25 protein-coding genes, 3 pseudogenes and 2 riboswitches are annotated in these 26,592 nt (G+C 36.7%); of the genes and pseudogenes, 24 read left to right on the top strand and 4 right to left on the bottom strand.

Annotated features, from left to right (window positions below):
* Positions 1-13 precede the first annotated feature (13 nt).
* A riboswitch (SAM riboswitch) is annotated at positions 14-119 on the top strand.
* Between the two features lie 94 nt (positions 120-213).
* From AC0L8O_RS02300 to AC0L8O_RS02380, 17 genes and pseudogenes are all read left to right on the top strand, one after another.
* On the top strand, positions 214-1,239 hold the full coding sequence (locus tag AC0L8O_RS02300; protein WP_473446443.1) for a methionine ABC transporter ATP-binding protein: 1,026 nt from the start codon (positions 214-216) through the stop codon (positions 1,237-1,239).
* Complete coding sequence (locus AC0L8O_RS02305; protein WP_473446444.1) at positions 1,232-1,900, top strand: methionine ABC transporter permease; 669 nt, start codon at positions 1,232-1,234, stop codon at positions 1,898-1,900. The genes AC0L8O_RS02300 and AC0L8O_RS02305 overlap by 8 nt, the downstream gene beginning before the upstream one ends.
* 12 nt (positions 1,901-1,912) lie before the next feature.
* Positions 1,913-2,764, top strand: coding sequence for a MetQ/NlpA family ABC transporter substrate-binding protein (locus AC0L8O_RS02310; RefSeq protein ID WP_473446445.1), 852 nt, complete (start codon positions 1,913-1,915; stop codon positions 2,762-2,764).
* Positions 2,765-2,882: 118 nt separating this feature from the next.
* Complete coding sequence (locus AC0L8O_RS02315; RefSeq protein ID WP_473446446.1) at positions 2,883-3,254, top strand: carboxymuconolactone decarboxylase family protein; 372 nt, start codon at positions 2,883-2,885, stop codon at positions 3,252-3,254.
* Between the two features lie 232 nt (positions 3,255-3,486).
* Complete coding sequence (locus tag AC0L8O_RS02320) at positions 3,487-3,627, top strand: YuzK family famiily protein (RefSeq protein ID WP_198025681.1); 141 nt, start codon at positions 3,487-3,489, stop codon at positions 3,625-3,627.
* Positions 3,628-3,983: 356 nt separating this feature from the next.
* A complete protein-coding gene (sufC, locus tag AC0L8O_RS02325) occupies positions 3,984-4,769 on the top strand; it encodes a Fe-S cluster assembly ATPase SufC (RefSeq protein ID WP_473446447.1) in 786 nt (261 codons plus the stop codon).
* Positions 4,770-4,783: 14 nt separating this feature from the next.
* The gene (gene sufD, locus AC0L8O_RS02330; protein WP_473446448.1) at positions 4,784-6,094 is read left to right on the top strand and encodes a Fe-S cluster assembly protein SufD; all 1,311 of its coding nucleotides are present in this window, start codon (positions 4,784-4,786) and stop codon (positions 6,092-6,094) included.
* The gene (locus AC0L8O_RS02335) at positions 6,094-7,311 is read left to right on the top strand and encodes a cysteine desulfurase (RefSeq protein WP_473446449.1); all 1,218 of its coding nucleotides are present in this window, start codon (positions 6,094-6,096) and stop codon (positions 7,309-7,311) included. The genes sufD and AC0L8O_RS02335 overlap by 1 nt, the downstream gene beginning before the upstream one ends.
* Positions 7,304-7,741 carry a Fe-S cluster assembly sulfur transfer protein SufU gene (sufU, locus tag AC0L8O_RS02340; protein WP_473446450.1) on the top strand — a complete coding sequence of 146 codons (438 nt, stop codon included), beginning with the start codon at positions 7,304-7,306 and terminating at the stop codon, positions 7,739-7,741. The genes AC0L8O_RS02335 and sufU overlap by 8 nt, the downstream gene beginning before the upstream one ends.
* 40 nt (positions 7,742-7,781) lie before the next feature.
* Complete coding sequence (gene sufB / locus AC0L8O_RS02345) at positions 7,782-9,179, top strand: Fe-S cluster assembly protein SufB (protein ID WP_102228598.1); 1,398 nt, start codon at positions 7,782-7,784, stop codon at positions 9,177-9,179.
* Between the two features lie 260 nt (positions 9,180-9,439).
* A complete protein-coding gene (locus AC0L8O_RS02350; protein ID WP_473446451.1) occupies positions 9,440-10,303 on the top strand; it encodes a DUF72 domain-containing protein in 864 nt (287 codons plus the stop codon).
* 53 nt (positions 10,304-10,356) lie between these two features.
* Positions 10,357-11,755: pseudogene (locus AC0L8O_RS02355) on the top strand (bifunctional metallophosphatase/5'-nucleotidase).
* A gap of 66 nt (positions 11,756-11,821) precedes the next feature.
* Positions 11,822-12,124 (top strand): YunC family protein, encoded by a 303-nt coding sequence (locus tag AC0L8O_RS02360; protein ID WP_026559046.1) that lies wholly within the window; start codon positions 11,822-11,824, stop codon positions 12,122-12,124.
* An 87-nt stretch (positions 12,125-12,211) separates the two neighbouring features.
* Positions 12,212-12,949, top strand: a complete 738-nt coding sequence (yunB, locus tag AC0L8O_RS02365; RefSeq protein WP_473446452.1) for a sporulation protein YunB — start codon at positions 12,212-12,214, stop codon at positions 12,947-12,949.
* Positions 12,950-13,020: 71 nt separating this feature from the next.
* Positions 13,021-13,199, top strand: a riboswitch (Lysine riboswitch).
* Positions 13,200-13,322: 123 nt separating this feature from the next.
* A complete protein-coding gene (locus tag AC0L8O_RS02370) occupies positions 13,323-14,876 on the top strand; it encodes a Na+/H+ antiporter NhaC family protein (protein WP_473446453.1) in 1,554 nt (517 codons plus the stop codon).
* Between the two features lie 384 nt (positions 14,877-15,260).
* Positions 15,261-16,775, top strand: a complete 1,515-nt coding sequence (locus AC0L8O_RS02375) for a sodium-dependent transporter (RefSeq protein ID WP_226529104.1) — start codon at positions 15,261-15,263, stop codon at positions 16,773-16,775.
* Positions 16,776-16,816: 41 nt separating this feature from the next.
* Positions 16,817-16,885, top strand: a complete 69-nt coding sequence (locus AC0L8O_RS02380; RefSeq protein ID WP_473448600.1) for a MetS family NSS transporter small subunit — start codon at positions 16,817-16,819, stop codon at positions 16,883-16,885.
* Positions 16,886-16,924: 39 nt separating this feature from the next.
* Here AC0L8O_RS02380 and AC0L8O_RS02385 read toward each other — a convergent pair.
* Positions 16,925-17,920, bottom strand: a pseudogene (locus tag AC0L8O_RS02385) (M23 family metallopeptidase); the annotation flags it as partial.
* A 280-nt stretch (positions 17,921-18,200) separates the two neighbouring features.
* Between AC0L8O_RS02385 and lipA the strand changes: the two are divergent.
* Complete coding sequence (gene lipA / locus AC0L8O_RS02390; RefSeq protein ID WP_026559041.1) at positions 18,201-19,097, top strand: lipoyl synthase; 897 nt, start codon at positions 18,201-18,203, stop codon at positions 19,095-19,097.
* Positions 19,098-19,307: 210 nt separating this feature from the next.
* Here lipA and AC0L8O_RS02395 read toward each other — a convergent pair whose 3' ends face one another.
* On the bottom strand, positions 19,308-19,994 hold the full coding sequence (locus AC0L8O_RS02395) for a YhcN/YlaJ family sporulation lipoprotein (protein WP_473446454.1): 687 nt from the start codon (positions 19,992-19,994) through the stop codon (positions 19,308-19,310).
* Positions 19,995-20,110: 116 nt separating this feature from the next.
* Between AC0L8O_RS02395 and AC0L8O_RS02400 the strand changes: the two genes are divergently transcribed.
* Entirely contained in the window at positions 20,111-20,386 is a 276-nt protein-coding gene (locus AC0L8O_RS02400; protein WP_216776582.1) for a YutD family protein, read from the top strand.
* Positions 20,387-20,464: 78 nt separating this feature from the next.
* Here AC0L8O_RS02400 and AC0L8O_RS02405 read toward each other — a convergent pair.
* Positions 20,465-20,716, bottom strand: a pseudogene (locus tag AC0L8O_RS02405) (DUF3055 domain-containing protein); the annotation flags it as partial.
* A 241-nt stretch (positions 20,717-20,957) separates the two neighbouring features.
* Here AC0L8O_RS02405 and AC0L8O_RS02410 point away from each other — a divergent pair.
* The 3 genes from AC0L8O_RS02410 to AC0L8O_RS02420 all read left to right on the top strand — a co-directional run bounded on the left by AC0L8O_RS02410 (position 20,958) and on the right by AC0L8O_RS02420 (position 23,631).
* Positions 20,958-22,208: an EAL domain-containing protein gene (locus AC0L8O_RS02410; protein ID WP_473446455.1), complete on the top strand. Its 1,251-nt coding sequence runs from the start codon at positions 20,958-20,960 to the stop codon at positions 22,206-22,208.
* Positions 22,209-22,220: 12 nt separating this feature from the next.
* The gene (locus AC0L8O_RS02415) at positions 22,221-22,667 is read left to right on the top strand and encodes a DUF86 domain-containing protein (RefSeq protein ID WP_473446456.1); all 447 of its coding nucleotides are present in this window, start codon (positions 22,221-22,223) and stop codon (positions 22,665-22,667) included.
* A 187-nt stretch (positions 22,668-22,854) separates the two neighbouring features.
* The gene (locus tag AC0L8O_RS02420) at positions 22,855-23,631 is read left to right on the top strand and encodes a TIGR01457 family HAD-type hydrolase (protein WP_473446457.1); all 777 of its coding nucleotides are present in this window, start codon (positions 22,855-22,857) and stop codon (positions 23,629-23,631) included.
* Between the two features lie 81 nt (positions 23,632-23,712).
* Here AC0L8O_RS02420 and AC0L8O_RS02425 read toward each other — a convergent pair whose 3' ends face one another.
* Positions 23,713-24,213, bottom strand: coding sequence for a phosphatidylglycerophosphatase A family protein (locus AC0L8O_RS02425; protein ID WP_026559035.1), 501 nt, complete (start codon positions 24,211-24,213; stop codon positions 23,713-23,715).
* A gap of 264 nt (positions 24,214-24,477) precedes the next feature.
* On the opposite strand from AC0L8O_RS02425, the gene yutH reads away from it, so the two are divergent.
* Positions 24,478-25,488, top strand: coding sequence for a spore coat putative kinase YutH (yutH, locus tag AC0L8O_RS02430; RefSeq protein WP_473446458.1), 1,011 nt, complete (start codon positions 24,478-24,480; stop codon positions 25,486-25,488).
* A 91-nt stretch (positions 25,489-25,579) separates the two neighbouring features.
* Positions 25,580-26,548, top strand: a complete 969-nt coding sequence (locus tag AC0L8O_RS02435; protein WP_473446459.1) for a 2-hydroxyacid dehydrogenase — start codon at positions 25,580-25,582, stop codon at positions 26,546-26,548.
* Positions 26,549-26,592 lie beyond the last annotated feature (44 nt).

A 26,592-nucleotide genomic window follows, 5' to 3' on the forward strand; every position in this document is an offset into this window, starting at 1 on the left:
TTAATATAAGAAACTCTTATCAAGAGAGGTGGAGGGAAGTGCCCGACGAAGCCCGGCAACCAACAACATATGTTGAAATGGTGCCAATTCACGCAAAGCAATGCTTTGAGAGATGAGAGAAAGGATTTATAAGTGCCTTTCTGCTCATTTAGTAGAAAGGTTTTTTATTTTGTTCTTATTAAATAATCAAATCATTAGAAAGAAGGTGACAGCATGATTACATTATCAAATGTCAATAAAATATATGATACAAAATCAGGTCAGGTTAGAGCTGTGAATAATGTGAATCTTGAGATCGAGAAAGGTGAGATCTTTGGGATTATTGGTTATAGTGGAGCAGGTAAAAGTTCTTTAATTCGTCTACTAAATGGGTTGGAAAAGCCAACAAGCGGGGAAGTAATAGTAGCTGATAGTAGAATTGATTCTGTTTCAGGCGCAAAGCTCCGAAAAGCCCGTTTAGAAATAAGCATGATCTTTCAACATTTTAATTTGTTATGGTCAAGAACGGTCCGTGAAAATATTGCCTTTCCATTAGAAATTGCCGGAGTGAAAAAAACTGAACGACTAAGACGTGTAGATGAATTAATCAAGCTTGTCGGATTGGAAGGTCGTGAAAATGCTTACCCTTCTCAATTAAGTGGTGGACAAAAGCAGCGTGTGGGTATTGCCAGAGCACTAGCAAATAATCCAAAGGTATTATTATGTGATGAAGCAACCTCAGCGCTGGATCCTCAAACAACTGACTCGATTTTGGAGTTATTAGTCGATATTAATAAACGTTTAGGTTTAACCATTGTTCTTATTACACACGAAATGCATGTTATCCGTAAGATTTGTCATCGTGTTGCAGTGATGGAAAATGGTGAGGTAGTGGAACAAGGAAATGTTTTAGATGTATTTAAAAACCCGCAAAAACCAATTACAAGAACATTTGTAAAGCAAATTTCCGAACCGGACGATACGAAGGAAGCAGTGGAGCATTTGTTAAAGAAATATGATTCTGGAAAAGTACTGCAGCTAACATTTGTAGGTGAGGGAGCAGAGAGGCCGTTAATTACGAATATCATTCGAAATTTTCAGATCGAAGTGAATATTCTTCAAGGTAAAATCTCTCAAACTCAAAGTGGATCATATGGTTCGTTGTTTTTACATGTAGATGGAAAACAAGAAGAAATCGAACGTACTGTCACATTTATTAAAGAACAACAAGTTGAAGTGGAGGTGCTGGTGAATGCTTGAACAGTTTCTTCCAAATGTGAATTGGGAAAAGGTATGGGAAGCAACATATGAGACGACTTATATGACAGGTGTTTCAGTTGTGGCAACCTTATTCATTGGAATCATCCTAGGTCTTCTATTATTTTTAACATCGAAGGGCAACATATGGGGTAACACTGTTTTTAACACCATTCTTTCCGGAATAGTAAACATCTTTCGTTCAATACCGTTTATTATTTTAGTTATTTTGCTTTTACCGATGACAAAAGTGATTGTTGGCTCTATCCTTGGTGCAAATGCTGCACTCCCCGCCTTAATTATCGGGGCAGCTCCTTTTTATGCAAGAATGGTAGAGCTTGCTTTAAGAGAAGTGGATAAAGGGGTTATTGAAGCTGCAAAATCTATGGGGGCAAAAACATCCACAATCATGTGGAAAGTCCTTTTACCTGAATCACTTCCGGCACTAGTTTCGGGAATAACTGTTACAGCCATCGCTTTAGTTGGCTATACGGCAATGGCAGGTGTTGTTGGGGCAGGAGGATTAGGTGACCTGGCATACCGTGAAGGTTTCCAGAGAAATAATTTTGAAGTAACAATTGTTGCGACAATCTTTATCTTAATTATTGTGTTTATTATCCAATTTATTGGAGATATATTAGTTAAAGCTATTGATAAACGTTAGGAGGAAAACGAAGTGAAAAAGTACTTACTATCTATTGTATTTACGATTTTTGCCATTCTTTTAGTTGCTTGCGGCGGGGAAGATAATGGTTCACAAGAATCAACTGAAGGCAACACAGAACAAGAAACAAAAGTTCTAACAGTTGGAGCTACTACAGTTCCGCATGCTGAGATCCTGGAAGAAGCAAAACCGCTACTAGAAGAAAAAGGGATTGAATTGAAAATTGAAGAGTTTTCTGATTATCCATTAATTAACCCTGCGCTAGAAAATGGTGATCTTGATGCAAACTATTTCCAACATGTTCCGTATTTAGATAATGCAGTAAAAGAAAATGGTTTTGAAATTGAAAATGCCGGAGCAATCCATATTGAGCCATTTGGTATTTACTCAAAAGAATATAAAGATCTTAAGGACTTACCGGAAGGTGCAAAAATTATCATGAGCAATAACGTTGCGGAAATGGGTCGCGTGTTAGCTCTACTTGAAGAAAAAGGGTTAATTAAGCTTAATCCGGATGTTGAAAAAATTAACGCAACAAAAGATGATATTGTAGAAAATGAAAAAAATCTGGAAATTGATGATAGTGTTGCACCTGAAATGTTGGCAAGTGCATATGAAAATGATGAGGGTGCTGCTGTTATTATCAATGGAAACTATGCATTAGCAGCTGGGTTAAATCCGGCGGAAGATGCAGTTGCTCTAGAAGCGGGAGAAAATAATCCTTATGCAAATATTATCGCTATCCGAAGTGAAGACAAAGATAAAGAAGAAATTAAAACTTTAGTAGAAGTATTAAAATCTGAAGAGATTAAAGAATTCATTACCACAAAATATCCTGGTTCTGTTTTACCAGTGAATGATTAATCAAAGAACCGGAGATCTGTCTAATGGCAGGTCTCTTTTTTCATGCAGTCTTTTGAATACATTCAAAGGAAACATGCATACTAAGCCTGATGATGAAATTAGATTGGAGCTGTGTAAAATGGAACAGAATGAAGAACTTATGACCTCTACTGAAGCTGCTTTACATGAATATAAAATGGGTTTAGGCATGTTCACTCAAAAAATGCCGGACATTGCAACACCTTATAATGCATTTACAGAGGCATGTTTTAAGGAAGGAAAACTTTCTAAGAAGGAAAAGCAGTTAATTGCTTTAGGAATTGCGATTAATACTCAAGACGAATACTGTATTATTTACCATGCAAAAGGATGTCTTGATAACGGGGCAAGTGAAGATGAAATCCTGGAAGCAGTCGGTGTTACAGCAGCTTTTGGTGGAGGAGCTGCGATGAGCCAAGCTGTTACACTTGTTCAGGAATGTATTCAAGAATTGAATCAATTAAAGCAATAAGTTGAGTAAAATAGAGAATCAATGAGAAAAACAACAGATAGTGTATCTAATCTGACAAAATGATTCGTAATGAGACAGTATGGTTTGTGAGATTATCTTACGAACTTTGAGTTGAGTGAAAATTCTTGCTATGCTTATTATGAAATAAATAATAAGCTGAAAGGATTGATTCATTATTCACTCGAATCAAGCTTCACTCGACCTGAAATTTACTCCGGAAATGGAAAAGGCGATGCATCAGTCTCACGGAATGGGATATGCAGAGTATGCTAGAAAGCATGATAAACGCATGGATGTTGAAATGAGTCGGGAAGAAGAATACCGAAAAAGTCAGTTGATTTATGCAGATCTTGAACGGAAAATGAAAAGGTAGGATTTATAGATGAGCGGAGAATCAGTGGGAAACACTGATTCTTCTTTTATTTTTGACCATTAAATTTTAAGTTAAATAAATTTTATCCCCAAGAGAATGTTTTCTAGTAGAAAGGAAGAAAATAAACAAGGTACCTAAAGGGTAGATTCACAGAGAAATGTGTTATATAGTAGAAACTGGCTAATTTCTCTATGTACATATTATTGGAGTGTAAATGTATGAAAGACATGGATTTATCACACGACAATCTTCGACTAGATTTCATAAAGGTTGTGTTCACTTTTCATTTGTTATAATATTAGAATGAGAATAAAATGAGAATTAGTAAACTTTATATAACATGGAGGGTTTTCAATATGGCAGGTTCTACATTAATCATTAAGGATTTACACGTAGAAATTGATGGAAAAGAAATTCTTAAAGGTGTAAATCTTGAAATAAAAGGCGGAGAGTTCCACGCAATTATGGGACCAAACGGAACGGGGAAATCAACTTTATCTTCAGCAATTATGGGTCACCCTAAATATGAAGTGACAAAAGGAAGCATCACATTGGATGGTGAAGATGTACTTGAAATGGAAGTTGACGAGCGTGCTCGTGCAGGTCTGTTCTTAGCAATGCAATACCCAAGTGAAATCAGCGGTGTTACAAATGCTGACTTCTTACGTTCTTCAATTAATGCTCGTCGCGAAGAAGGAGACGAGATTTCATTAATGAAATTTATCCGTAAAATGGATGCGAATATGGAAGAGCTTGAAATGGATCAAGATATGGCACAACGTTATTTAAATGAAGGATTTTCTGGCGGAGAGAAGAAACGTAACGAAATTCTTCAGTTAATGATGATTGAACCAAAAATTGCGATCTTAGATGAAATCGATTCTGGTCTTGATATTGATGCATTAAAAGTTGTAGCAAAAGGAATCAACAAAATGCGCAATGAGGAATTCGGCTGCTTAATGATCACTCACTACCAACGCTTATTAAACTACATTACTCCAGATAAAGTCCATGTTATGATGCAAGGTCGTGTAGTAAAATCAGGTGGGCCTGAATTAGCTCAACGTCTGGAAGCAGAAGGATATGACTGGATTAAGCAAGAATTAGGTATTGAAGACGAAACTGTCGGACAAGAAGCATAATTGTAAGGGGGAGTATGAGACGTATGGAAACATTAACGATCAATCAGGATTATGTCACAAGCTTTTCTAGTAAGCTTGGTGAACCGGATTGGCTAAAAGATCTTCGCTTACAAGCTCTTGCAAAACTAGAGGATCTTCCAATGCCAAAACCAGATAAAACAAAAATTGATAAATGGAATTTCACAAACTTTAAAGAGCATACTGTTGAGAGTCAAAAAATATCTTCTCTCAATGAATTGCATGAAGATGTGAAATCTTTAATCGATCTTGAATCAGCAAACAAAAATCTGTATGTTCAAATAAACAACACAGCTGCATTTACTTCAGTATCTAGTGAATTAAAGGATCAAGGTGTGATTTTAACGGATATTCACACAGCAGCTAAAGAACATTCTGAATTACTTCAAAAATACTTTATGACAGATGGCGTAAAAGTTGACGAACATCGTCTAACAGCTTTACATGCTGCTCTTGTTAATGGTGGAGTATTTGTTTATGTACCTAAAAATGTAGAAGTTGCGGAACCAATTCAAGCGGTGTTTGTACATGATAACCCGAATACAACATTATTCAACCACGTTATTGTTGTAGCAGATGATAACAGTTCTGTTACTTATGTAGAAAACTATATTTCTACTGTTGAAAAGGTTGAAGGTGTGTTCAATATTATTTCTGAAGTATTTGCTAATACAAATGCACGTGTAACTTACGGTGCAGTTGATACATTAGCTGAGGGTGTGACTACTTATGTTAACCGTCGCGGAGTTGCCGGCCGTGATTCCCGAATTGAGTGGGCATTAGGTTTAATGAATGATGGAAACACTATTTCTGAGAATGTAACAAACTTAATGGGTGACGGATCTTTCGGAGATACGAAAACAGTTGTTGTAGGTCGTGGAGAGCAAAAGCAAAACTTCACAACAAAAGTTGTTCATTTTGGGAAGCACTCTGAAGGCTACATCTTAAAGCACGGTGTTATGAAGGACAGTGCTTCTTCCATCTTTAATGGTATCGGTAAAATTGAACATGGTGCGACAAAATCAAACGCAGAACAAGAATCACGTGTTCTTATGTTAAGTGAAAAAGCACGTGGAGATGCAAACCCAATTTTATTAATCGATGAAGATGATGTAACAGCAGGTCACGCCGCTTCTGTTGGACGTGTAGATCCAATTCAGCTTTATTATTTAATGAGCCGCGGTATTCCTCAAGTTGAAGCTGAGCGCTTAGTTATTCATGGTTTCTTGGCTCCGGTTGTTAAAGAGCTTCCTATTGAAGGCGTGAAGAAGCAGTTAGTTGAGGTTATCGAAAGGAAAGTTAAGTAATGAATATCCATGATATTCGTACCCATTTTCCGATTCTAAATCAACAAGTAAACGGCAACGATCTTGTCTATTTAGATAGTGCCGCAACATCTCAGAAGCCAATTGCTGTTATAGATGCTTTATCAACTTACTATAAAGAATACAATTCAAATGTTCACCGTGGAGTTCATACATTAGGGACGAAGGCAACTGATGGATATGAAGGAGCACGTGAAAAGGTAAGAAGATTTATTAATGCAAAGTCTATGCAGGAAATCATCTTTACTCGTGGTGCAACAACAGCATTAAATATTGTGGCGCAAAGCTACGGGCTTACCAATGTAAAAGAAGGCGACGAAATCGTCATTACGTATATGGAGCATCACGCAAACGTCATTCCGTGGCAACAGGTAGCTAAAATTACTGGTGCCACATTAAAATACATTCCTTTACAAGAAGATGGAACGATTGCTCTCAAGGATGTTGAAGAAACAGTCACTTCAAATACAAAAATCGTTTCAGTTATGCTTGTTTCAAATGTGCTTGGAACGATTAATCCAATTAAGGAAATAACTGAAATTGCTCATAAAAATGGAGCTGTTATGGTTGTAGACGGTGCTCAAAGTACCCCTCATATGAAAATAGATGTACGAGATTTAGATTGTGATTTCTATGCATTTTCAGGACATAAAATGTGTGGACCGACAGGAATTGGTGTACTCTATGGGAAAAAGCAGTTATTAGAAAACATGGAACCAGTCGAATTTGGTGGAGAGATGATTGATTTTGTTGGTCTGCAAGAATCAACATGGAAAGAGCTTCCTTGGAAGTTTGAAGCTGGTACACCTATTATTGCCGGAGCTATCGGTCTCGGTGCTGCGATTGATTTTCTTGAGGATATCGGCTTAGAAGCAATTGAAGCACATGAACATAAACTTGCTCAGTATGCTTTAGAGCAATTAAGTCAGATTGATGGAATGACTATCTACGGACCTAAACATCGTGCCGGGTTAGTAACATTTAATATCGATGATGTTCATCCACATGATGTTGCCACAGTTTTAGATGCTGAGGGAATTGCTGTTCGTGCAGGTCACCATTGTGCACAGCCATTAATGAAATGGTTAAAGGTATCTGCCACAGCAAGAGCTAGTTTTTACCTGTACAACACAGAAGAAGAAGTTGATAAATTAGTTGCAGGTATTAAAAAGACAAAGGAGTACTTCAGTAATGTCTAACCATGTAAACTTAGATACACTTTACCGCCAAGTGATTATGGATCATTATAAAAACCCTCGTAACAAGGGGATTCTAGATAATAGTTTAACGGTCGATATGAATAACCCTACTTGTGGAGATCGCATTCGTTTAACACTTGATATTGAAGATGATGTGGTAAAAGATGCGAAGTTCGAAGGAGAAGGATGTTCCATTTCTATGTCATCAGCATCTATGATGACACAAGCCATTAAAGGGAAAAAATTAGATGAAGCACTAAAGCTTTCTGAAATCTTTTCGAATATGATGCTTGGTAAAGAATATGATGATGATATCGACTTAGGTGATATTGAAGCATTACAGGGAGTTGCAAAATTCCCTGCTCGTATTAAATGTGCGACACTTGCTTGGAAGGCAATGGAAAAAGGCGTGAAAGAAGGCAACGAATAACTTTACGCTTATAAATCTAACTGGATAGGAGTGAATGTAGATGGCAAAAAAGGCACCTGAAATCGGCGATTACAAGTATGGTTTTGCTGACAAGGATGTTTCCATCTTCCGTTCTGAACGAGGATTAACGAAAGAGATAGTGGAAGAAATTTCTCGTATGAAAAATGAGCCACAATGGATGCTTGATTTCCGTTTGAAATCACTAGAGCATTTTTATAATATGCCAATGCCGCAATGGGGCGGAGATATGGCGTCATTAAATTTCGATGAAATTACGTATTATGTAAAACCTTCTGAGAAATCGGAACGCTCTTGGGATGAGGTACCTGAAGAAATCAAAGCTACATTTGATAAATTAGGTATTCCAGAAGCTGAACAAAAGTATTTAGCTGGTGTATCAGCTCAATATGAATCAGAGGTTGTTTACCACAACATGAAGGAAGATCTTGAAGAGCTTGGAATAGTTTTCAAAGATACGGATACAGCTCTAAAAGAAAACGAAGATATTTTCCGCGAGCATTTCGGAAAAGTTATTCCACCGGCAGATAATAAGTTCTCTGCATTAAACTCAGCTGTATGGTCTGGTGGATCATTTATTTATGTACCAAAAGGCGTAAAAGTGGATACTCCTTTACAAGCATACTTCCGTATTAACTCTGAAAACATGGGTCAATTCGAGCGTACGTTAATCATTGTTGATGAAGGCGCACATGTTCACTATGTTGAAGGTTGTACAGCTCCAGTTTACACAACAAACTCACTTCATAGTGCAGTTGTTGAAATCATTGTAAAAGACGGAGGATATTGCCGTTATACGACAATCCAAAACTGGGCAAACAATGTATTTAATCTTGTAACAAAGCGTGCGGTTTGTGATGCAAATGCAACAATGGAATGGATTGATGGTAACATTGGTTCGAAATTAACAATGAAATATCCTGCAGTTATCCTTAGAGGTGAAGGTGCAAGAGGTATGACTCTATCAATTGCCTTAGCCGGTAAAGGACAACACCAGGATGCAGGGGCCAAAATGATTCACCTTGCTCCAAACACATCATCAACCATCGTATCTAAATCCATCTCAAAACAAGGTGGTAAAGTAACATACCGTGGTATTGTTCACTTTGGACGTAAAGCTGAAGGAGCAAGATCAAATATTGAATGTGATACACTAATAATGGATAACCAATCAACATCTGATACCATTCCATACAATGAGATTTTAAACGACAATATCTCACTGGAGCACGAAGCAAAAGTATCAAAAGTATCTGAAGAGCAATTATTCTATCTCATGAGCCGTGGTATTTCAGAAGAAGAAGCAACTGAAATGATCGTAATGGGCTTTATCGAGCCATTTACAAAAGAGCTTCCAATGGAATATGCAGTAGAAATGAACCGTCTGATCAAGTTCGAAATGGAAGGTTCTATCGGTTAATATAATGGAACAAAACGGGACTGACAATTATGTCGGTTCCTTTTTTTAACAGGTAATAAAGGATATAATGTGTACTTAGTGTAGGTGTCTAGCTCTAGCGCCTAGCCAATTTAGAATAGAAGGCAAAGAATGCCTTCTATTCTAAAACATTTTGTTTGCCCGAGGCTGTTCAAGGCGCTTGCGCTTTTCTTAAACTTTCTATCTATGAACGTGGTATAGTATGGGTAGAAAATCAAAACTTTATTTCAGGGTGATTCTGAATGTCAACCATTCAAATAGGATTAACCGGTTGGGGAGATCATGATTCTCTCTACGTGAATTCAAATACAAAAAGTAAATTACAAGAATACTCTGCTCATTTTCCAACGGTAGAAATTGATTCATCATTTTATGCCATTCAACCAGAGTATAATATGAAGAAGTGGGTCAGAGATACACCTGAAACCTTTCAATTTATTGCAAAAGCCTATCAAGGAATGACTGGTCATCTTCGGGGGGAAATTCCCTTTGACAATAAAATTGATATGTTCAATGCTTACCTCAAGTCACTCGAACCGTTAAAGGCATCCAATAAACTTGCAATGGTGCTGTTTCAATTTCCACCATGGTTTTCTTGTACGAAGGAGAATGTCGCTTATTTAAAATGGTGTCGAGAAATAATGGGAGATACAGAGGTTGCGCTAGAATTTCGTAATCGTTCCTGGTTTTCACCAACTTACTATGAAAAAACATTACGTTTTATGGAGTCTGAGGGGTGGATTCATAGTATCGTTGATGAACCGCAGGCTGGCGAAAGATCGATTCCTACTGTACTACAGCCAACAAATCCCCATAAGACCTTGATTCGACTTCATGGCCGTAATGTATATGGATGGAACAAGCCTGCAAATGGTGATGACTGGCGGGATGTACGATATTTATACAGATATAATGAACAGGAATTGCAAAAATGGCAAGAACATCTATCAAAGATCAAAAGCACCACAGAAACAATTTATATGCTTTTTAATAATAACTCTGGTGGTGATGCAGCTGACAATGCAAAGATGATGATATCATTATTAGGAATACAATATTCCGGACTTGCTGAAAAACAGTTAAGCTTGTTTTCAGATGAAGACTAGGTCATTTTTGTATGGTCTCATGTAGTTGGCACAGTAAATAAGGAGAGAGGAATATGTTAGAGACGGTTCATCTATATCATACAAACGATTTACATAGTCATTTTGAAAACTGGCCATCCATTGTTCAGTTTCTAAAGACAAAAAAACATATCATGCCGAACAACAGGAACAAATGATTTTACTCGATATTGGTGACCATGCTGATCGCTTTCATCCAATTACGGAGGCAACAAAAGGGAAGGCAAATGTTCATTTATTAAATCATTTGCAGTATGATGCAGTGACCATTGGAAACAACGAAGGTATTACGTTTTCACATGATGATCTTGATATGCTTTATGAGGATGCGCAGTTTCCGGTCATTCTTTCTAACCTTTATACAGAAGTAGGAGAGAGACCTAAATGGGTTGTGCCATATCATATTTTAACATTACATAATGGAACGAAAATCGCATTATTAGGTGTAACTGTTTTTTATGAGAAATTTTATGAATTATTAGGTTGGAAAGTTAAAGATCCTTTTCAAAGTTTAACAGAAACTATTCAGCAAGTTAAGGATCAGGTTGATATTGTTGTTCTTATGTCCCATTTAGGAATTAGTGATGATGAAATCATTGCAAATGAGTTTCCGGATATTGATGTTATTATAGGGGGCATACCCATCACGTACTACCAGAGGGAAAAGAGATCAACCAAACTCTAATAGCAGGAGCAGGAAAATATGGGCGTTACATCGGTCATATTTCCTTAACAATCGATACAGAAGAAAAAAAGATAATGACTCATAAAGCAAGTGTTTATCCTATGGATCATGAAAAAGAGGTTTGTGAAGAAACGATTCAATGGCTGCAGCAAACGAGTTTGGCAAGTGATCAAATTCTTTCAGAAGTTGTAGGTACATCAAGAGAAAATTTATCTCTTGATTGGTTTCAAGACTCTACTTTTCCGAAGATCCTTGTTCAGGCCATTAAAGAATGGTGTGATGGTGAAGTAGCTATGGTGAATTCCGGGATTATTTTAGAGCCCTTACCAAAAGGTCCCGTTACGAGAAAAGATCTCCACCGAATATGCCCTCATCCTATTAACCCATGTAAAGTTTTCTTAAAAGGTGATGTTTTAAAAGAAGTGATCGTCCAGTCAAGAGATGAAAACATGGAACAATTAAAATTAAAGGGATTAGGATTTAGAGGGAAAGTAATGGGACGAATGGTATTTGATGGAATTGATGTCCGAATGAAAGTTTTACAGGATGGTAAGGAGCATGTAACAGACATCTTTATAAATGGTGAAGAGATTCAAGCAGATCGCATTTATGCTGTAGCAACAATTGATATGTTCACATTTGGACCATTATATCCGAAAATTGGCTATGCTGAGAAAATCTTTTATATGCCTGAGCTGCTTCGAGATCTTTTAGCCTGGAAATTAGGCAAGAAATCCACGAAGCTATAGGCATTGATCTACACGTATCCTTTCTTTGTTCATAAAAATATAACAAGAAAGGAGTGTAGAGAAATAATGGTCACTATGACACCAATCGTCATTGATGGAAACCAATTTACTGCTATTACGGTTGCGTTGCCTAAAACAAATTTTATGGCAATCACAAACGAAAAGGGATATATTATGTGCGGCGCGCTTGATGTTGCATTATTAAATGAAAAGCTTAAAGATAGGGGAATTATTGCGGGGCGTGCGGTAGGAGTCCGCACCATTGAGCAACTTCTCGAGGCCCCTTTAGAATCAGTCACTTATGAGGCTGAAAAGCGTGGCATTACCGTCGGTACAAAAGGAAGAGATGCTCTACTTAAAATGATGTAGCGCATCTTGGAAAGAAAAATATCATAAAAAATTAGCGTACATCCCTCCATACATGCATAAACATAGCTTGTAAAGGAGGGATTTGTTTTGGCTAAATTTCGCGGACGACGCCCGCGTAGAGGGCCTTTACCTTTTCGTTATGTTGTATTATTAACAACTGTTATTTTTATATTGATCACTTCCATAAGCTTTTGGATTGTAAACGTTCAGATCGAATCCACCATGATGAAGATTGCAAGGTTAGAAGCAAATAAAGTTGCAACCACGATCATTCATGATGCAGTTGAAGAAGAAATATTAACTAATGAAGAACAAGAGAATTTAGTTACAATTGATAAAGATTCTGACGGAAATGTAAATTCATTCACATTTAATCAACGAGCTGTAACAATGGCAAAGAAAAGAGTAACTGATAATGTAACAAAAAAGCTTGGGGAAATAGAAAGAAACAATTTCCATGGAATGACGCTTAATGAAGAGGGTAGTAATACTGGAATTATTTATGAAATTCCTTTAGGGAAAATTACAGGTAACTCAATATTGAGTACACTCGGACCGGGAATACCAATCGAGTACTATTTAATAGGAGATGTATTTACAGATATTAAAAGAACAACAGAGGAATACGGAATTAATAATGCTGTCCATGAAATTGCTATATTCGTAGAAGTAAGTGTACAGGTAGTGATTCCGTTTGCTACAGATGTAGTAAAAGCAGTAAATACTATTCCGGTTGTCATCCAAACAGAACAAGGAGAAGTACCTGAATATTATAACAGTGGAGAAGGTGCAGACCATTCTATTGAATTACCAAAAAAACCATAGTTGTTCTTAATCAACTATTTTGGTAGAATAATTTTATAATACTAAATATTGACCTACATCACCTTATCTCATGATGAGGTAGAGGCGCAGAAAACAAGAGTACAATATGTGAGTATGACATCGAAGATCATATTGGAAAGGGTTTTTTGCCGAAGTAAATGTTTGCTAGTCAGGTTACATTTGCTGGTATTACTTTAAATAAAGGTAATACTGTCATTATAGAAATCTATAATGGAGGGCTACTGATCGAGATGGAGGATAACATAGTAAGAAAAATTGTTATTTTCTATTCTTTAGGATGTAAGAAAGACAAATTATCCTATGATCAATTCAGAGCCTTCCATTATTAATAAATGGGAGGCTTTTTAACATTATGGCAGGAACTATTTTTTCTATTATTCCACCAATTATCGCCATTTTAATGGTGATTTTGACAAGAAGAGTTTTATTATCTCTAGGAGTAGGGATAATATCAGCGGCGTTATTGATTGAAGAATTTTCAATTACCGGTACAGGAATGATTATATTAAAGGCAATTCAAGGTGTTTTTTATTCTGACGGAGAAGTGAATACATGGAATGTTTATATTATTTTATTCCTGCTAATTTTAGGAATTGTTACAGCACTTATCTCTATTTCAGGAGGGAGCCGTGCTTTTGGTGAGTGGGCAAAAAAACGTGTGAAAACACGTGCTGGTGCACAGTTAACAGCAGCATTGCTCGGAATCTTAATTTTTATCGATGATTATTTTAATGCACTTGCAGTTGGGCAGGTAAGTCGCCCGATTACCGATCGCCAAAAAGTATCCAGAGCAAAGCTTGCTTATATTATTGATTCAACCTCTGCTCCAGTTTGTGTTGTTTCACCTGTATCAAGCTGGGGTGCTTATATTATAGCAATGATTGCGACAATTCTAACAACACACGGAGTATCAGAGTATACGCCATTAGGTGCTTTTATGGTGATGATTCCGATGAATTATTATGTTATCTCAGCTTTAGCTTTAGTTTTTGCTGTTGCTGTATTCAATATTAATATCGGCCCAATGAAAATTCATGAAAATCGGGCAATTGAGACAGGTCAAGTTGTTGATCCTACTAAAGAGGTACTTGGTGAAGTGAAAGAAGACTTGCCAACTAGTGACAAAGGTACAATAGGAAATCTTGTTTGGCCAATTATATCCCTAATTATTGGAACAGTTTCATCTATGTTGTACACAGGATATAGTGCGATTGAAGATAAAGCGGATGTAACAATTTTTACGATATTTGAAAATACTGATGTTTCTGCATCCCTGTTATTTGGCGGGCTTTTTGGGTTAGCTATTACAATCATCCTGTTCTTAGCGAAAGGAATAAAGGCTAATTATTTACCTTTAGCGTTGAAAGAAGGAATTAAATCCATGCTACCGGCCATTTATATTCTTTTATTTGCATGGGTTATTGTTGATTTGATCGGCCAACTGAGTACGGGTGAATATTTGGCAGGAATAGTAGAAAAATCTAATCTGAATTTATCATATTTACCTGTAGTTATGTTTGTTTTAGGAGCATTTATGGCGTTTGCGACAGGAACATCTTGGGGAACGTTTGGTATTATGTTACCGATAGCTGCTGAAATTACAGCTGCTACAGATATTAGTATGTTACTTCCAGCTATGGCTGCCGTCCTAGCAGGTTCAGTTTTAGGAGACCATTGTTCACCTATTTCTGATACAACAATTCTATCTTCAACAGGTGCAGGAAGTCATCATATTGATCACGTTATGACACAACTACCTTACGCATTAATAGGTGGGGGAATTGCAGCAATTGGTTACTTAGTTTTAGGTTTAACAGGAAATAGTATTATTGGTTTTGTTAGTATTATTGTTTTATTAGCTGCATTTATTGTGGTTTTCTCAAAAAAATTCAAAACGAGTGAGTAAAGGAGAGGGTGTTATTATCCCTCTCTTTGTTGTGATTTATTATGAATAAATAATATTTATTCATAATAAAAATTTGATGAGCATGAAATGATTATAAATTGTAATAATATTTTTTGGAGTATTTTTCTTTCTTGCTTTTATGGACTAAATAAATAAAGAAATAATAAAAAATGAAAGAATGAATAAATTATTTCCATATGTTTTGTGAACTATTTGATATTTCTGAAAATATCATTTTGAAATAGTATTTTTTCGAAATTTTTTATAGACATAGGAATAAAGTCCATTTATACTATGTATAGATTATAATAAATAATCAGAAAATTATATAATTTCTAATTGTTTCCACTTTTTAAAAAGATAAACATAAGAGGAGGAAAAACGATGGATAATCGCCCACAGTGGGGGACAAGGGCAGGATTTATTCTAGCAGCCATTGGTTCTGCAGTAGGTTTAGGTAATATTTGGAGGTTTCCAGCAACAGCGTATGAAAATGGAGGCGGGGCTTTCTTCATTCCATATTTATTCGCACTATTAACGGCCGGTATCCCATTACTTGTTATGGAATTTACTATAGGTCATAAATATCGTGGATCGGCTCCTATGTCATTGGGACGAATGAGCAAGGGTTCTGAGTGGATCGGGTGGTGGCAAGTTGCAATTTCATTTGTCATTTCCACTTATTACGCAGTTATTATTGCTTGGGCAATGTCTTATTCGGTGTTCTCATTTAACTTAACTTGGGGATCAGAACCAGGCGATTTCTTATTCGGTGATTACCTAAAACTGGCTGAAACACCAGGGCAGTTTGGAGGATTAGTTCCAGGTGTATTAATACCATTAGTTCTTGTTTGGGTTTTAGCTCTAGGTGTTCTTTTCGCAGGTGTTAAAAAGGGAATTGAAGTGGCGAACAAGATCTTTATTCCTGCGCTAGTTATATTATTCGGTATTATCGTTATTCGTGCATTAACGCTAGAAGGAGCTGCAGCAGGTTTGGATGCTTTCTTTAAACCTGATTGGAGTAAAATTGCTGATGGTAAAGTATGGGTAGCAGCTTATGGTCAAATTTTCTTTAGTTTATCAATTGCTTTTGCTATTATGATTACTTATTCAAGCTACCTACCGAAGAAATCTGATATTACAAACAATGCATTTATTACAGGCTTTAGTAACTCTGGTTTTGAATTGTTAGCAGGTATCGGAGTGTTTAGTGCATTAGGATTTATGGCAGCACAACAAGGTGTTCCGGTTAGTGAAGTAGTAGAAGCGGGAGTAGGTCTAGCATTCGTTGTTTTCCCGCAGATTATCAACGAATTTCCAGCGCTTAATGGATTATTTGGTTTCTTATTCTTTGGATCGCTAGTGCTGGCAGGTTTATCATCTTTAATTTCAATCGTTGAAACATTTGTAGCAGGTGTGCAAGAAAAATTCAATGTATCAAGAACGAAAGCAGTTGCATTTGGTGGTGGACTTTCTGCATTAATCTCCTTAATTTATGCTACAAAAGGCGGTTTATATTTCCTTGACTCTGTAGATTACTTTATTAATCAGTTCGGAGTAGCGATGGCAGGTTTATTTGAAGTAATTGCTATTGCGTGGTTTGCAAAAGAGCTTAAGAATCTTCAATCACACGCAAATTCAATGTCTGATATTCGAGTAGGAGCATGGTGGAGAATTTGCTTAGGATTTATTACACCAGCAGTCTTAGGTTATATGATGTTTGATAACCTACGAAATAACCTAACTGCTCCTTACGGTGACTATCCTTTAGGCTTCTTATTTAATTGGGGATGGACAGTAGCAATTGGAGCGATGCTTGTGGGTGTGTTATTCACAATTAAGCGCAACTCAGCTGACAATTCACTTTCAATGTCAAAGAGTAAGAGTAAGGGGGTCTAACCGTCATGAGTGGAAGCGCAATTGCCATGATGATTATAGGTATGGTTATTATTTGGGGCGGAATGGCAGCAAGTATTGCGAATGCTGTTGTAAAAGCTAAACGAAAGTAGTAAGGAAGAGGCTGATATTCTTGATATCAGCCTCTTATTTTTTCTTCTTTCCGCTCGATCTGCTCTTTCCCATGACTTAAGATGTGGAAAAGGGTCAAATGACCATTCAGTTCGCCCGTTATCTTTGTATAATCCATAATGTAAATGTGGTGGGAATTTCCCTGCTGTTCCTGGAGGACCATAGCCGGAGCTTCCAACTGATCCGATTAATTGACCGGGTTCAACAATCTGTCCCATCTTAAGGCCATCTGCAAAACCATTTAGGTGGGCAAAATAATGATAGGTATTGTCAATGTCCCTAATTCCAACTCTCCATCCACCAAAACGGTTCCAACCTTTCATTTCGATGACTCCATAACATGTTGACTTAACAGGCACACCATAGTTTGCAAAGATATCAGTTCCTTCATGGATTCTTCGCCCTCCCCAGCCACGTGCATCACCCCAGGTATTCTTATAGCTGAAATTATGACCTAGCGGAACAGGGAAAGTGTGTTTTCCTAAATCTAAGCGTCCATAATGTTTATACAATTTCATATGCCCTAGAATAAGTCCCACAGACTTATCGCGTTGGTAATAATCCCACAAGCCAATCTTTAGATTTTCTAAATCAGTCCCGTATGATTGCAGATAATGGGCAAATGAATACAAAACATCTTCATCATTTTTTGGATCGGCTATTTTGTCACCATCACCATCTTCCCCAATTCCACCAAAAAGACCTATACTTGCTGGATTTTTATCATCTGGATTTGGGTTTAATGGACCAGCCCATACCTCAGGTTTAATATATATTTCAATTGATCCATCAGCTTTAGGAATATCCTTTCTTGAGTGACGGACATTTCTTTCATATTGATCAACAGCAGCTAATACATACCATGGAATAGATGTAATTGTCTCAACTTTTCTATATAAGCTCATTAGCTTTTCGTTTTCTTTTTGTTGATCTGTCTTTTCAGCCCCAAAGACACTCGTCTGGACTGAAAGTTGAATCACCATAAAGATGATGATGAGTGATACCACTTTTTTCACTGTAATGAGCTCCTTTCTTTAAATTCTCTGGTGACAGCTCGATACCCTGTTCTTGGTTAAGTAGGAAAATGAGAGGTAATACTGGTAATAAGGAATACCCATATCAAAGTTTCTTTTTATAGTTTGGTTTTCATTTTCTATTTCATTAATAGAAAATGTTAGAAATTACATACGTTCCTTTTCCTTGTCCAACACATGACCTTATGATAAAGTGGTAAACGTATATGGTAATGTTTTGAGGAATAAAATCGATATAGAATACATATTGGAGATGAATCAGATGGCGAAGAAGGAAGAATATTTACGTAAGCCAGAATGGTTAAAAATAAAACTAAATACTAACGAAAACTATACAGATCTTAAGAAACTAATGAGAGAAAAAAATCTTCACACCGTCTGTGAAGAAGCGAAATGCCCGAATATCCATGAATGTTGGGCAGTTCGTCGTACAGCAACATTTATGATATTAGGTGCAGTTTGTACGCGTGCCTGCAGATTTTGTGCGGTTAAAACGGGTCTTCCAACAGAGCTTGATTTAGCAGAGCCAGAACGCGTGGCAGATTCTGTTGCACTTATGAATTTGAAGCATGCAGTTGTGACAGCTGTGGCCCGTGATGATTTAAAAGATGGCGGAGCAAATGTGTTTGCTGAAACAGTTCGTGCCATTAGACGCAAAAGCCCATTCACATCTATTGAGGTATTACCTTCCGATATGGGTGGCGTATATGAAAACCTGAAAATTTTAATGGACGCCAAGCCTGACATTTTAAATCACAATATTGAAACAGTTCGTGAGCTTACTCCAAGAGTCCGTGCTCGTGCGAAATATGACCGCTCATTGGAATTTTTAAAGCGTGCGAAAGAAATGCAGCCGGACATTCCTACAAAATCGAGTATCATGATCGGGTTAGGAGAAACAAAAGAACAAATCATTGAAACAATGGACGACTTAAGAGCACACGATGTTGACATTATGACAATTGGTCAATATTTACAACCAACGAAAAAGCACTTAAAAGTCCAAAAGTACTACCATCCGGATGAATTTGCAGAACTACGTGAAATTGCGCTAAGCAAGGGCTTCAGCCATTGTGAAGCGGGTCCTCTTGTTCGGTCTTCCTATCATGCTGATGAGCAAGTAAACTCAGCAGCAAAACAAAAACAAGCTCATGCTTAATTGAAAAAGGAGAGAGAAGCCTGATTTTGGTTTCTTTCTCCTTTTTTCGTTTCCCGATATTGAAGATACACTAAATTTATCAGCTAAATTGATATTATATCGGCGTATGTCAAAATATATCAGCGAAAATGTAAATATATCAGCGAATACTAAGTTTTTTCAGCGAAAATAAAAAAGTAAACTACCCTGAGGGCAGTTCACCAATTGATACTATTGCATTTTATCCTTTTCATAACGGACTTTTTCGTAATCATCTTTCATATCGTCATCAATATCCTCATTCAGTTCTCCATAACCCTCACCGTTTGCATTTTCCCCTTTATTAAGATCACGGCCTTGTGGTGATTCAAGCATTTTGTGAATTGTATCGTTTAGGATTTCATCAATGTCACGGCTTGTTGAATCGAGTGGACTATATGCTTGTATTTGTTGAATCATATTAGGATTATCTGACACATACACGTGATAATATCGTGGAACGACTGATAATGCTGTCTTTTTGACTTGATCGGCTGTTTCATTTCGATCCTTTGAGTCCGTGTCATAAGCGACTAATACCTCTTCATCAGTCACCAATGTCGCAACATCATTTACATTCGGAAGCTGAACGCTTAGACTACTAATTGTATTAGCTACCTGCTCACGGTTCATTCCAGGAGTTGGTGTGTAGGCAACATCTTGAGGAATTCCGCTTTTTTGGTGACGAACAAATCCAAAGCTTGCCCCTTTGTCGTTTTTGTTCGGAACTCCCTCTTCATTGTACAAGTCAGTTCGGTCACTAACATTAATGGTGTTTCCATTTTCATGCATGAAAGATGTATCTTCTTCTGCGCCATATTGACAAGCGGTTAATAATGATAAACCTAAAACAGTGGCTGCTAATTTTGTTTTTATCAACAGTAGCACCTCCTCGTCTTTATCGTTTCCAAAGGAAGAGGAAAATTGCATAGCAATTGATGGTTGAGGTTGTTTCGATTATGATAAGAATAGTGAATATGGATGAGGTGAAAATCATGATAACTGTTCAGAATCAATTTTTTGAATTAGTCAAAGAAGAAAAAGATGGATTTAATGAAGAAGCATTTAAAGAAAGATACAGTGAAATTTTAAATAAATATGATTTTATTGTTGGAGATTGGGGATATAATCAGTTAAGACTAAGAGGCTTTTTCGATGATCAAAACCAAAAAGCTACATACGACACAAAAATCAGTACCCTTGAGGAGTACATTTTTGAGTATTGTAACTTTGGCTGTGCATATTTTGTTTTGAAAAAAGTAAAGAAATAAGTATACTCGGCATGTGAAAACCCCTCTTATGTTTTTATTGGGGGTTTTTCACATTTTTCTTTTAAAATTATTCTTACATTAAACGATCTCAAATAAGAAATCACGAAGCTCCTCAGCATTTTCTTCATTTAAGTTAAAGGCATGCTCTATATAACCTGGTTCCTTTAGGTCATCTTCTCCAATAATGGCAAAACGGTTACTTTGTATATCCAATACAAGTTGTTTTCCATAATATCGGTCACTTTGAATAACTGCTAAATCAAATCGCTGGTTATCCCCCATAAAACTGACGAAACGTGTTTTAGTTTCAACAGTATCATCATATAAAAAAAGCGTTCAGACATTGTATCTCTCCTTTAATCTTAACCTAAGACTATTGTTATCATAACAAATCCTCTTCCTAACATAAATGTCTGAGGTAATAAATTTTTCCGGGAAATCAGTCGAAAGACAGAAAAATATGATAAAATATGACGTATGTATAGGTTAATGCCAGAAGGGTTGAGTACATATGATGAGTGGGTCTTGTGATAAGCATATAAGCAGGTTGAAAAAGTGGAGTAAACTTTTTGTGCGTCAAAATAAATTAAAGTATTATCCACCAAAATTTGTACTAAGGGACCCAATCTTAGAAGGTGTCTATCAAGCAATGACACAAGGAAATCAGGTTGCTGTCGTTGTGATCACCATTTCAAACCTACGTGAATTTTCCCAGCAATTCGAACCAGTACAGCTTAAAGAATATAAAAGCGTGCTTAGGGAAGGATTTAGGGAAGTAGTTGAGCATTCCCCTTTCCGTGAAGATCTTCTAGTTGTGCATGATTATTATAGTGAAGGTCTTACGATCTTTTTTAAAATTAACGATGACAAACAAAGTGTTATACATATTGAGAAATTAATTAGAATTCTTCTTCCGAAATTAGAAAAGTATATGTTTATTAAATATCCATATTTTAAGCAATCCTTTGAAGTTGGATATATGTTTATCGAAAGAACATATTCCACTACACAAGAAGCTTTATATACAGCTCAGCAACAAGCAGTTGCCATGGCGGAAAAACGAATACAATCCCGATATATTGAAACACTACTGGAAATGCGGGAGATTATTCAAAAACGGGATATATCGTTGTTGGCTCAGCCTATCATTGATTTATCTAGCAATCAAATTAAAGCATGGGAGTTTTTAACAAGAGGTCCTAAAGGGACAGCACTTGAAAATCCACTCCAGTTATTTTCCCTTGCCAGACAGTCAAATTTAATATATGACCTTGAGTTATTAGTGTTGGAAAAATCATTTCAATTAATTGATGCTGTTGGATGTGAGGATGATGTATTCCTTAACTTTACTCCGATCACTCTTGGGAATAAACGATTCATAGCAGGCCTTGACAAGTTGTTAACACGTCATCCTGATATTAATCCTAAAAAGATGATTTTTGAAGTAACAGAAAGAGATTCCATTGAAGGTTTAAACTTTTTCCATGATAATATTAAACAATTGCGCAAAAAGGGGTTTCGAATTGCGGTTGATGATACAGGTGCCGGGTATTCAAGCTTACATACAATAAGTGAAATTCTACCTGATATTATCAAGATTGACCGCTCAGTTATTCAAGACATTGACACGAGCAAGGTAAAGGAATCGATGTTAAAAGGCCTTATATTAATTGCTCGTGAAACAGGTTCGCTTGTAGTAGCAGAAGGAATTGAAAAGAAGGAAGAAGCGGATGTTCTGAAGAGAAACCAGGTAGACTTGGCACAAGGCTATTTCTATGCAAAGCCTGGTATTTTGGAGAAAGAACGTGTTGCTCTATTATAGGAAGGTGATATTTTGTATTTTGTTGATCGGGGACAGATTGAAGCAAAGCTAGACTTTTTAAATAAAAAGATTAAACAGTTTGAACATCAGTCCACTTGGAGCAGTGACTTGGAAAAAGCAGCACTTGAGCGTATTTGTCATATGTTTATTGAGACGATCATTGATGTTGGTAATGCGATGATTGATGGCTTTATTATGAGAGACCCTGGAAGCTATGAGGATATCATTGACATTCTGCTGGATGAAAAAGTAGTGAATGAAGGAAATGCCCATAATTTAAAGCAGGTTATTATGCTTAGAAAAAAACTTGTACAAGATTACATTGAAATCGATCATCAGGAACTGGTGACGACTATTTCTTCTCATAAACAAGGTTTAGTTAGTTTTTCATACGACGTTAAACATTATCTGGAAAATGAGCTTGGTCCGGTTTCAGCTTTCATACCTTTAAATAAATAAAGTGAGAATTCCATCAGTGGAGTGGCTTAGCGAGACGTATCGGATCTTTACGGACAGTTTATCTTCTCTGTTTTACTCCAATCTTAAAGTGGGAGATATACTGCCCGTTAAGGTGGTATATAAAATAGAGCTAAAGGGTGACGATGAAGTCATCCTTCTTTCTATTGAGGAAAAGGAGGAATTTCGATTGAAAACCTATGGTGGTTACCTTATAGATTTAGATGGGACGATGTATAGAGGGACGGAGAGAATTGAAGATGCAAGTCGATTTGTTCACTATTTAGCAGAGAAAAACATACCATATTTGTTTGTTACAAATAATTCATCACAGCCACCTGAACGTGTGGCGAAAAAGCTAAATGAATTTGATATTTTAGCAACAGAAGATCGTGTGTTCACCACTAGTCAGGCAACAGCCAACTTTATAGCTCAAAAAAAGGCAAATGCTGCTGTATATATGATAGGAGAAGAGGGGTTAAAACAAGCCCTTCAATCAAGTGGACTGCAGATTGTAGAAGAAAATCCCGATTTTGTTGTTACTGGAATTGATAGGGAAATTTCCTATGAAAAGCTTGCGAAGGCATGTATTGCGGTACGTAATGGAGCCACCTTTATCTCAACAAATGCAGATATTGCAATTCCGACAGAAAGAGGTCTTTTACCTGGAAATGGAGCTTTAACCTCAGTTGTTTCTGTTTCGACCAATACAAAACCGATTTTCATTGGGAAGCCGGAAAAAATTATTGTTGAACAGGCAATACAAGTTCTTGGGATGGATTCGGACAAGGTGATCATGGTAGGGGATAATTATGATACAGATATAAAAGCTGGAATGAACTGTGGATTGGATACATTGCTTGTTCATACAGGGGTTACGACAAGGGTGCATTTAGAGCGATACGAGCAAAAACCAACATACTCAGTTGATTCATTAACAGATTATTTAAACTTGCTTCAATCATAAACATAAGAAAAAGCCATATGGACATCGATTAGCATCTTCTAACCTGTCTGATGGCTTTTCCTATTTTCAATATTTCAAAGCTTATTCCACATTTTTAGCTCTATGAGCAAGTCTGCTTGAAGCAGCCGCTGCAATAGCTCCAACAATATCATCTAAAAAAGTATGGCATTGTCCTGATGACTTATCGTTTAGGGCCTGTAATATACCTGGTTTCATTTTATCGATATATCCATAATTAGTGAAACCGATTGATCCATATATATTGACAATCGAAAAGGCTAAAATTTCGTCTACACCATACAAGCTCTCATCAGTCGCTATGATCGATTGTAATGGTTCCTCTAATTGGCCTTTTTCAGAAAGTATGTCAAACTGTATTCCAGTAAGAATGGCATTTTGAACTTCTCTTTTTGTCAGGACTCTGTCTACATTTTCAATGCAATCGTCCATTGATAAATTCGGATGATATTTTTCTTGAAGAAAATAAACGAGGTCTGCTATATCTTCTATTTTGACTCCTCTTTTGACTAACCAATCTCTAGCTGTTTTTTCTACAAAATCCATTTTTTCATTGCTTTTCATCTTGATCACCCATTCTTTTATTTTGCATATGGTGTATTCATTCATTGTATGATGCCATGCCTGGATATATGCATGTAAACTTTAAAAACAATGAACTTTTACCATTCTTAACGAAATCAAGGATTGGTAATCGTTTATGCTGTAAATAGAAACCGATCCTTATAGTATACTTCTCCAAAAAAAGGCTTCTCCCTTCCTCATTTAATCATAAACTTCCCAATAAATGATTACGATAGAATAGGGAATGCAATACAGGGGGGAAATGTGGTGAAAAAAACAATATATGATGAGTATGGTATTAAGGTAACAGAATTCGAAAAGGTTGGACGATATGATTCATTTCGTCTGCATCAAACCCAATTTGTGATTGTACCAGTTTCGCATATAGAAGAAGAGGAATTATTTGAACTATATCAATTAAGTCAATTTATGATTGAAAAAAGAGAACCATATGTTGCAAGTTTTGTATTAACCAAAAAAAATCATTTGTTTTTTGAAGAAAATCAAGTAAGGTATGTCGTAATGAAATGCTCAGCCTATACAGAAGGGCGCTCTACACAACCTGGAAGAGACCTAGCTCGTTTCCACGCGAAAGCAAGGGTCTATCCTTATCAAGTTACGAAGACCCAGCGTATCGGCCAGTGGAAAGTCTTATGGGAGAAACGGTTAGATCAATTAGAAATGTTTTGGAGAGGAAAAGTCCAAACACAACCACTCACTCAATTTGAAAAAATGTTTGTTGAATCATTTCCATATTATTTAGGGCTGGCGGAAAATGCGATTCAATATTTAGTAGACACAGAACTGGATGAGGAACCACTTCCAAATGACTCAGGAACCATTTGTCACCAAAGATTTCATTCAACAACGTGGAATCCGGCATTGATGATTAAATCGCCTGTTGACTGGGTGTTTGACCACGCTAGTAGGGATATAGCAGAATATATGAGACATCTTTACTTTGAAAAACAAGAGCAGCTAAAGCTGGAAGGCTTTCGATTTCTGGAAGAGTATGATAGAACATCGCCATTATCTCCATTTTCCTGGAGATTAATTTACAGCCGATTGTTATTTCCTATCCATTACTTTGAATGTGTGGAAGAATACTATTTATCACCCGAAGATGTAAAACCATTATTTGAAGAAGAATTAAAACGTATTCTAAATGATTCTGCACAATATGAAGCTTTCTTACGAGCCTATGCGAGCATGTTATCCATGAAGACAAAAAGAATCATGCTTCCAAACATAGAGTGGTTAACGACATACTCATAATATCATTAAGAATCCTCCAATACTTATAGGGAGGATTCTTTTTTATTATGATAAAATAAAGGTAGTTCATTTAATAGAAGAGGTGAAAAAGATGAAAAGACCTTACATCTATATTACGAGAAAATGCTCAGAAGAACAGTTAAAACAGCTATATGAAGTGGCGGATGTTGACATGTGGAAGGAAGAGGAAATACCTTGTCCCCGTGAAATTTTACTTGAAAAGGCTGAAAAGGCAGATGGTTTATTAACAATGCTTTCAGATTCTATCGATAAGGAATTACTCGATAAGGCAGGCCAATTGAAAGTGATCGCTAATCTTGCGGTAGGATTTGATAATATTGATGTTCAATATGCCGACTCAAAAGGTATTGTTGTGTGTAATACCCCTGATATATTAACTGACACAACTGCTGACCTGACATTTGGATTATTGCTCTCAACAGCAAGGCGTTTAATGGAAGCTTCTGAATATGTTAAACAAAATCAATGGAAAAGCTGGGGACCATTATTGTTAGCAGGACATGATGTTCACCATAAAACGATTGGCATTGTCGGAATGGGTAAAATAGGACAGGCTGTCGCAAAGCGTGCAACAGGTTTTGGGATGGACATTCTTTATCATAATCGTTCAAGAAATGAAAACGCTGAAAAAACATTAGGTGCAACTTATAGTTCATTTGATGAATTGGTTACTGTTTCAGATTTTATTGTATGTCTCGCACCTTTAACTCCGGAAACAAGAGAGCTTTTTAATAAAGATACCTTTCAAAAAATGAAAAACTCAAGCATATTTATCAATGCGAGTCGGGGAGCTGTTGTAAATGAAGATGACTTGTATGAGGCTCTTGTAAATGGAGAGATAGCAGGAGCAGGGCTTGACGTCTTTTTAAATGAACCGATTGGTGCCGAGCATCCTCTTGTTGGATTACATAATGTTGTGGCTCTCCCGCATATCGGAAGTGCAAGCTATGAAACAAGGTACGCCATGATGAAGCTTTGCGCAATGAATATAGCAGCAGTTCTTAATGGAAATGAGCCAAAAACAAGGGTGGTTATTTAATTAAAAAGTGTTCATTTATATATTTTTTTGGAGTGAAAACGTTT

It is taken from the genome of Metabacillus sp. KJ11-3, assembly GCF_055808295.1.

Bases quoted from the DNA above. Each gene is read 5' to 3' on its own strand.
- AC0L8O_RS02300 (WP_473446443.1), top strand. From the start codon at position 214: ATGATTACATTATCAAATGTCAATAAAATATATGATACAAAATCAGGT.
- AC0L8O_RS02305 (WP_473446444.1), top strand. From the start codon at position 1,232: ATGCTTGAACAGTTTCTTCCAAATGTGAATTGGGAAAAGGTATGGGAA.
- AC0L8O_RS02315 (WP_473446446.1), top strand. From the start codon at position 2,883: ATGGAACAGAATGAAGAACTTATGACCTCTACTGAAGCTGCTTTACAT.
- AC0L8O_RS02320 (WP_198025681.1), top strand. From the start codon at position 3,487: ATGCATCAGTCTCACGGAATGGGATATGCAGAGTATGCTAGAAAGCAT.
- sufC (WP_473446447.1), top strand. From the start codon at position 3,984: ATGGCAGGTTCTACATTAATCATTAAGGATTTACACGTAGAAATTGAT.
- sufD (WP_473446448.1), top strand. From the start codon at position 4,784: ATGAGACGTATGGAAACATTAACGATCAATCAGGATTATGTCACAAGC.
- AC0L8O_RS02335 (WP_473446449.1), top strand. From the start codon at position 6,094: ATGAATATCCATGATATTCGTACCCATTTTCCGATTCTAAATCAACAA.
- sufU (WP_473446450.1), top strand. From the start codon at position 7,304: ATGTCTAACCATGTAAACTTAGATACACTTTACCGCCAAGTGATTATG.
- sufB (WP_102228598.1), top strand. From the start codon at position 7,782: ATGGCAAAAAAGGCACCTGAAATCGGCGATTACAAGTATGGTTTTGCT.
- AC0L8O_RS02350 (WP_473446451.1), top strand. From the start codon at position 9,440: ATGTCAACCATTCAAATAGGATTAACCGGTTGGGGAGATCATGATTCT.
- AC0L8O_RS02360 (WP_026559046.1), top strand. From the start codon at position 11,822: ATGGTCACTATGACACCAATCGTCATTGATGGAAACCAATTTACTGCT.
- AC0L8O_RS02370 (WP_473446453.1), top strand. From the start codon at position 13,323: ATGGCAGGAACTATTTTTTCTATTATTCCACCAATTATCGCCATTTTA.
- AC0L8O_RS02375 (WP_226529104.1), top strand. From the start codon at position 15,261: ATGGATAATCGCCCACAGTGGGGGACAAGGGCAGGATTTATTCTAGCA.
- lipA (WP_026559041.1), top strand. From the start codon at position 18,201: ATGGCGAAGAAGGAAGAATATTTACGTAAGCCAGAATGGTTAAAAATA.
- AC0L8O_RS02400 (WP_216776582.1), top strand. From the start codon at position 20,111: ATGATAACTGTTCAGAATCAATTTTTTGAATTAGTCAAAGAAGAAAAA.
- AC0L8O_RS02425 (WP_026559035.1), bottom strand. From the start codon at position 24,213: ATGAAAAGCAATGAAAAAATGGATTTTGTAGAAAAAACAGCTAGAGAT.
- AC0L8O_RS02435 (WP_473446459.1), top strand. From the start codon at position 25,580: ATGAAAAGACCTTACATCTATATTACGAGAAAATGCTCAGAAGAACAG.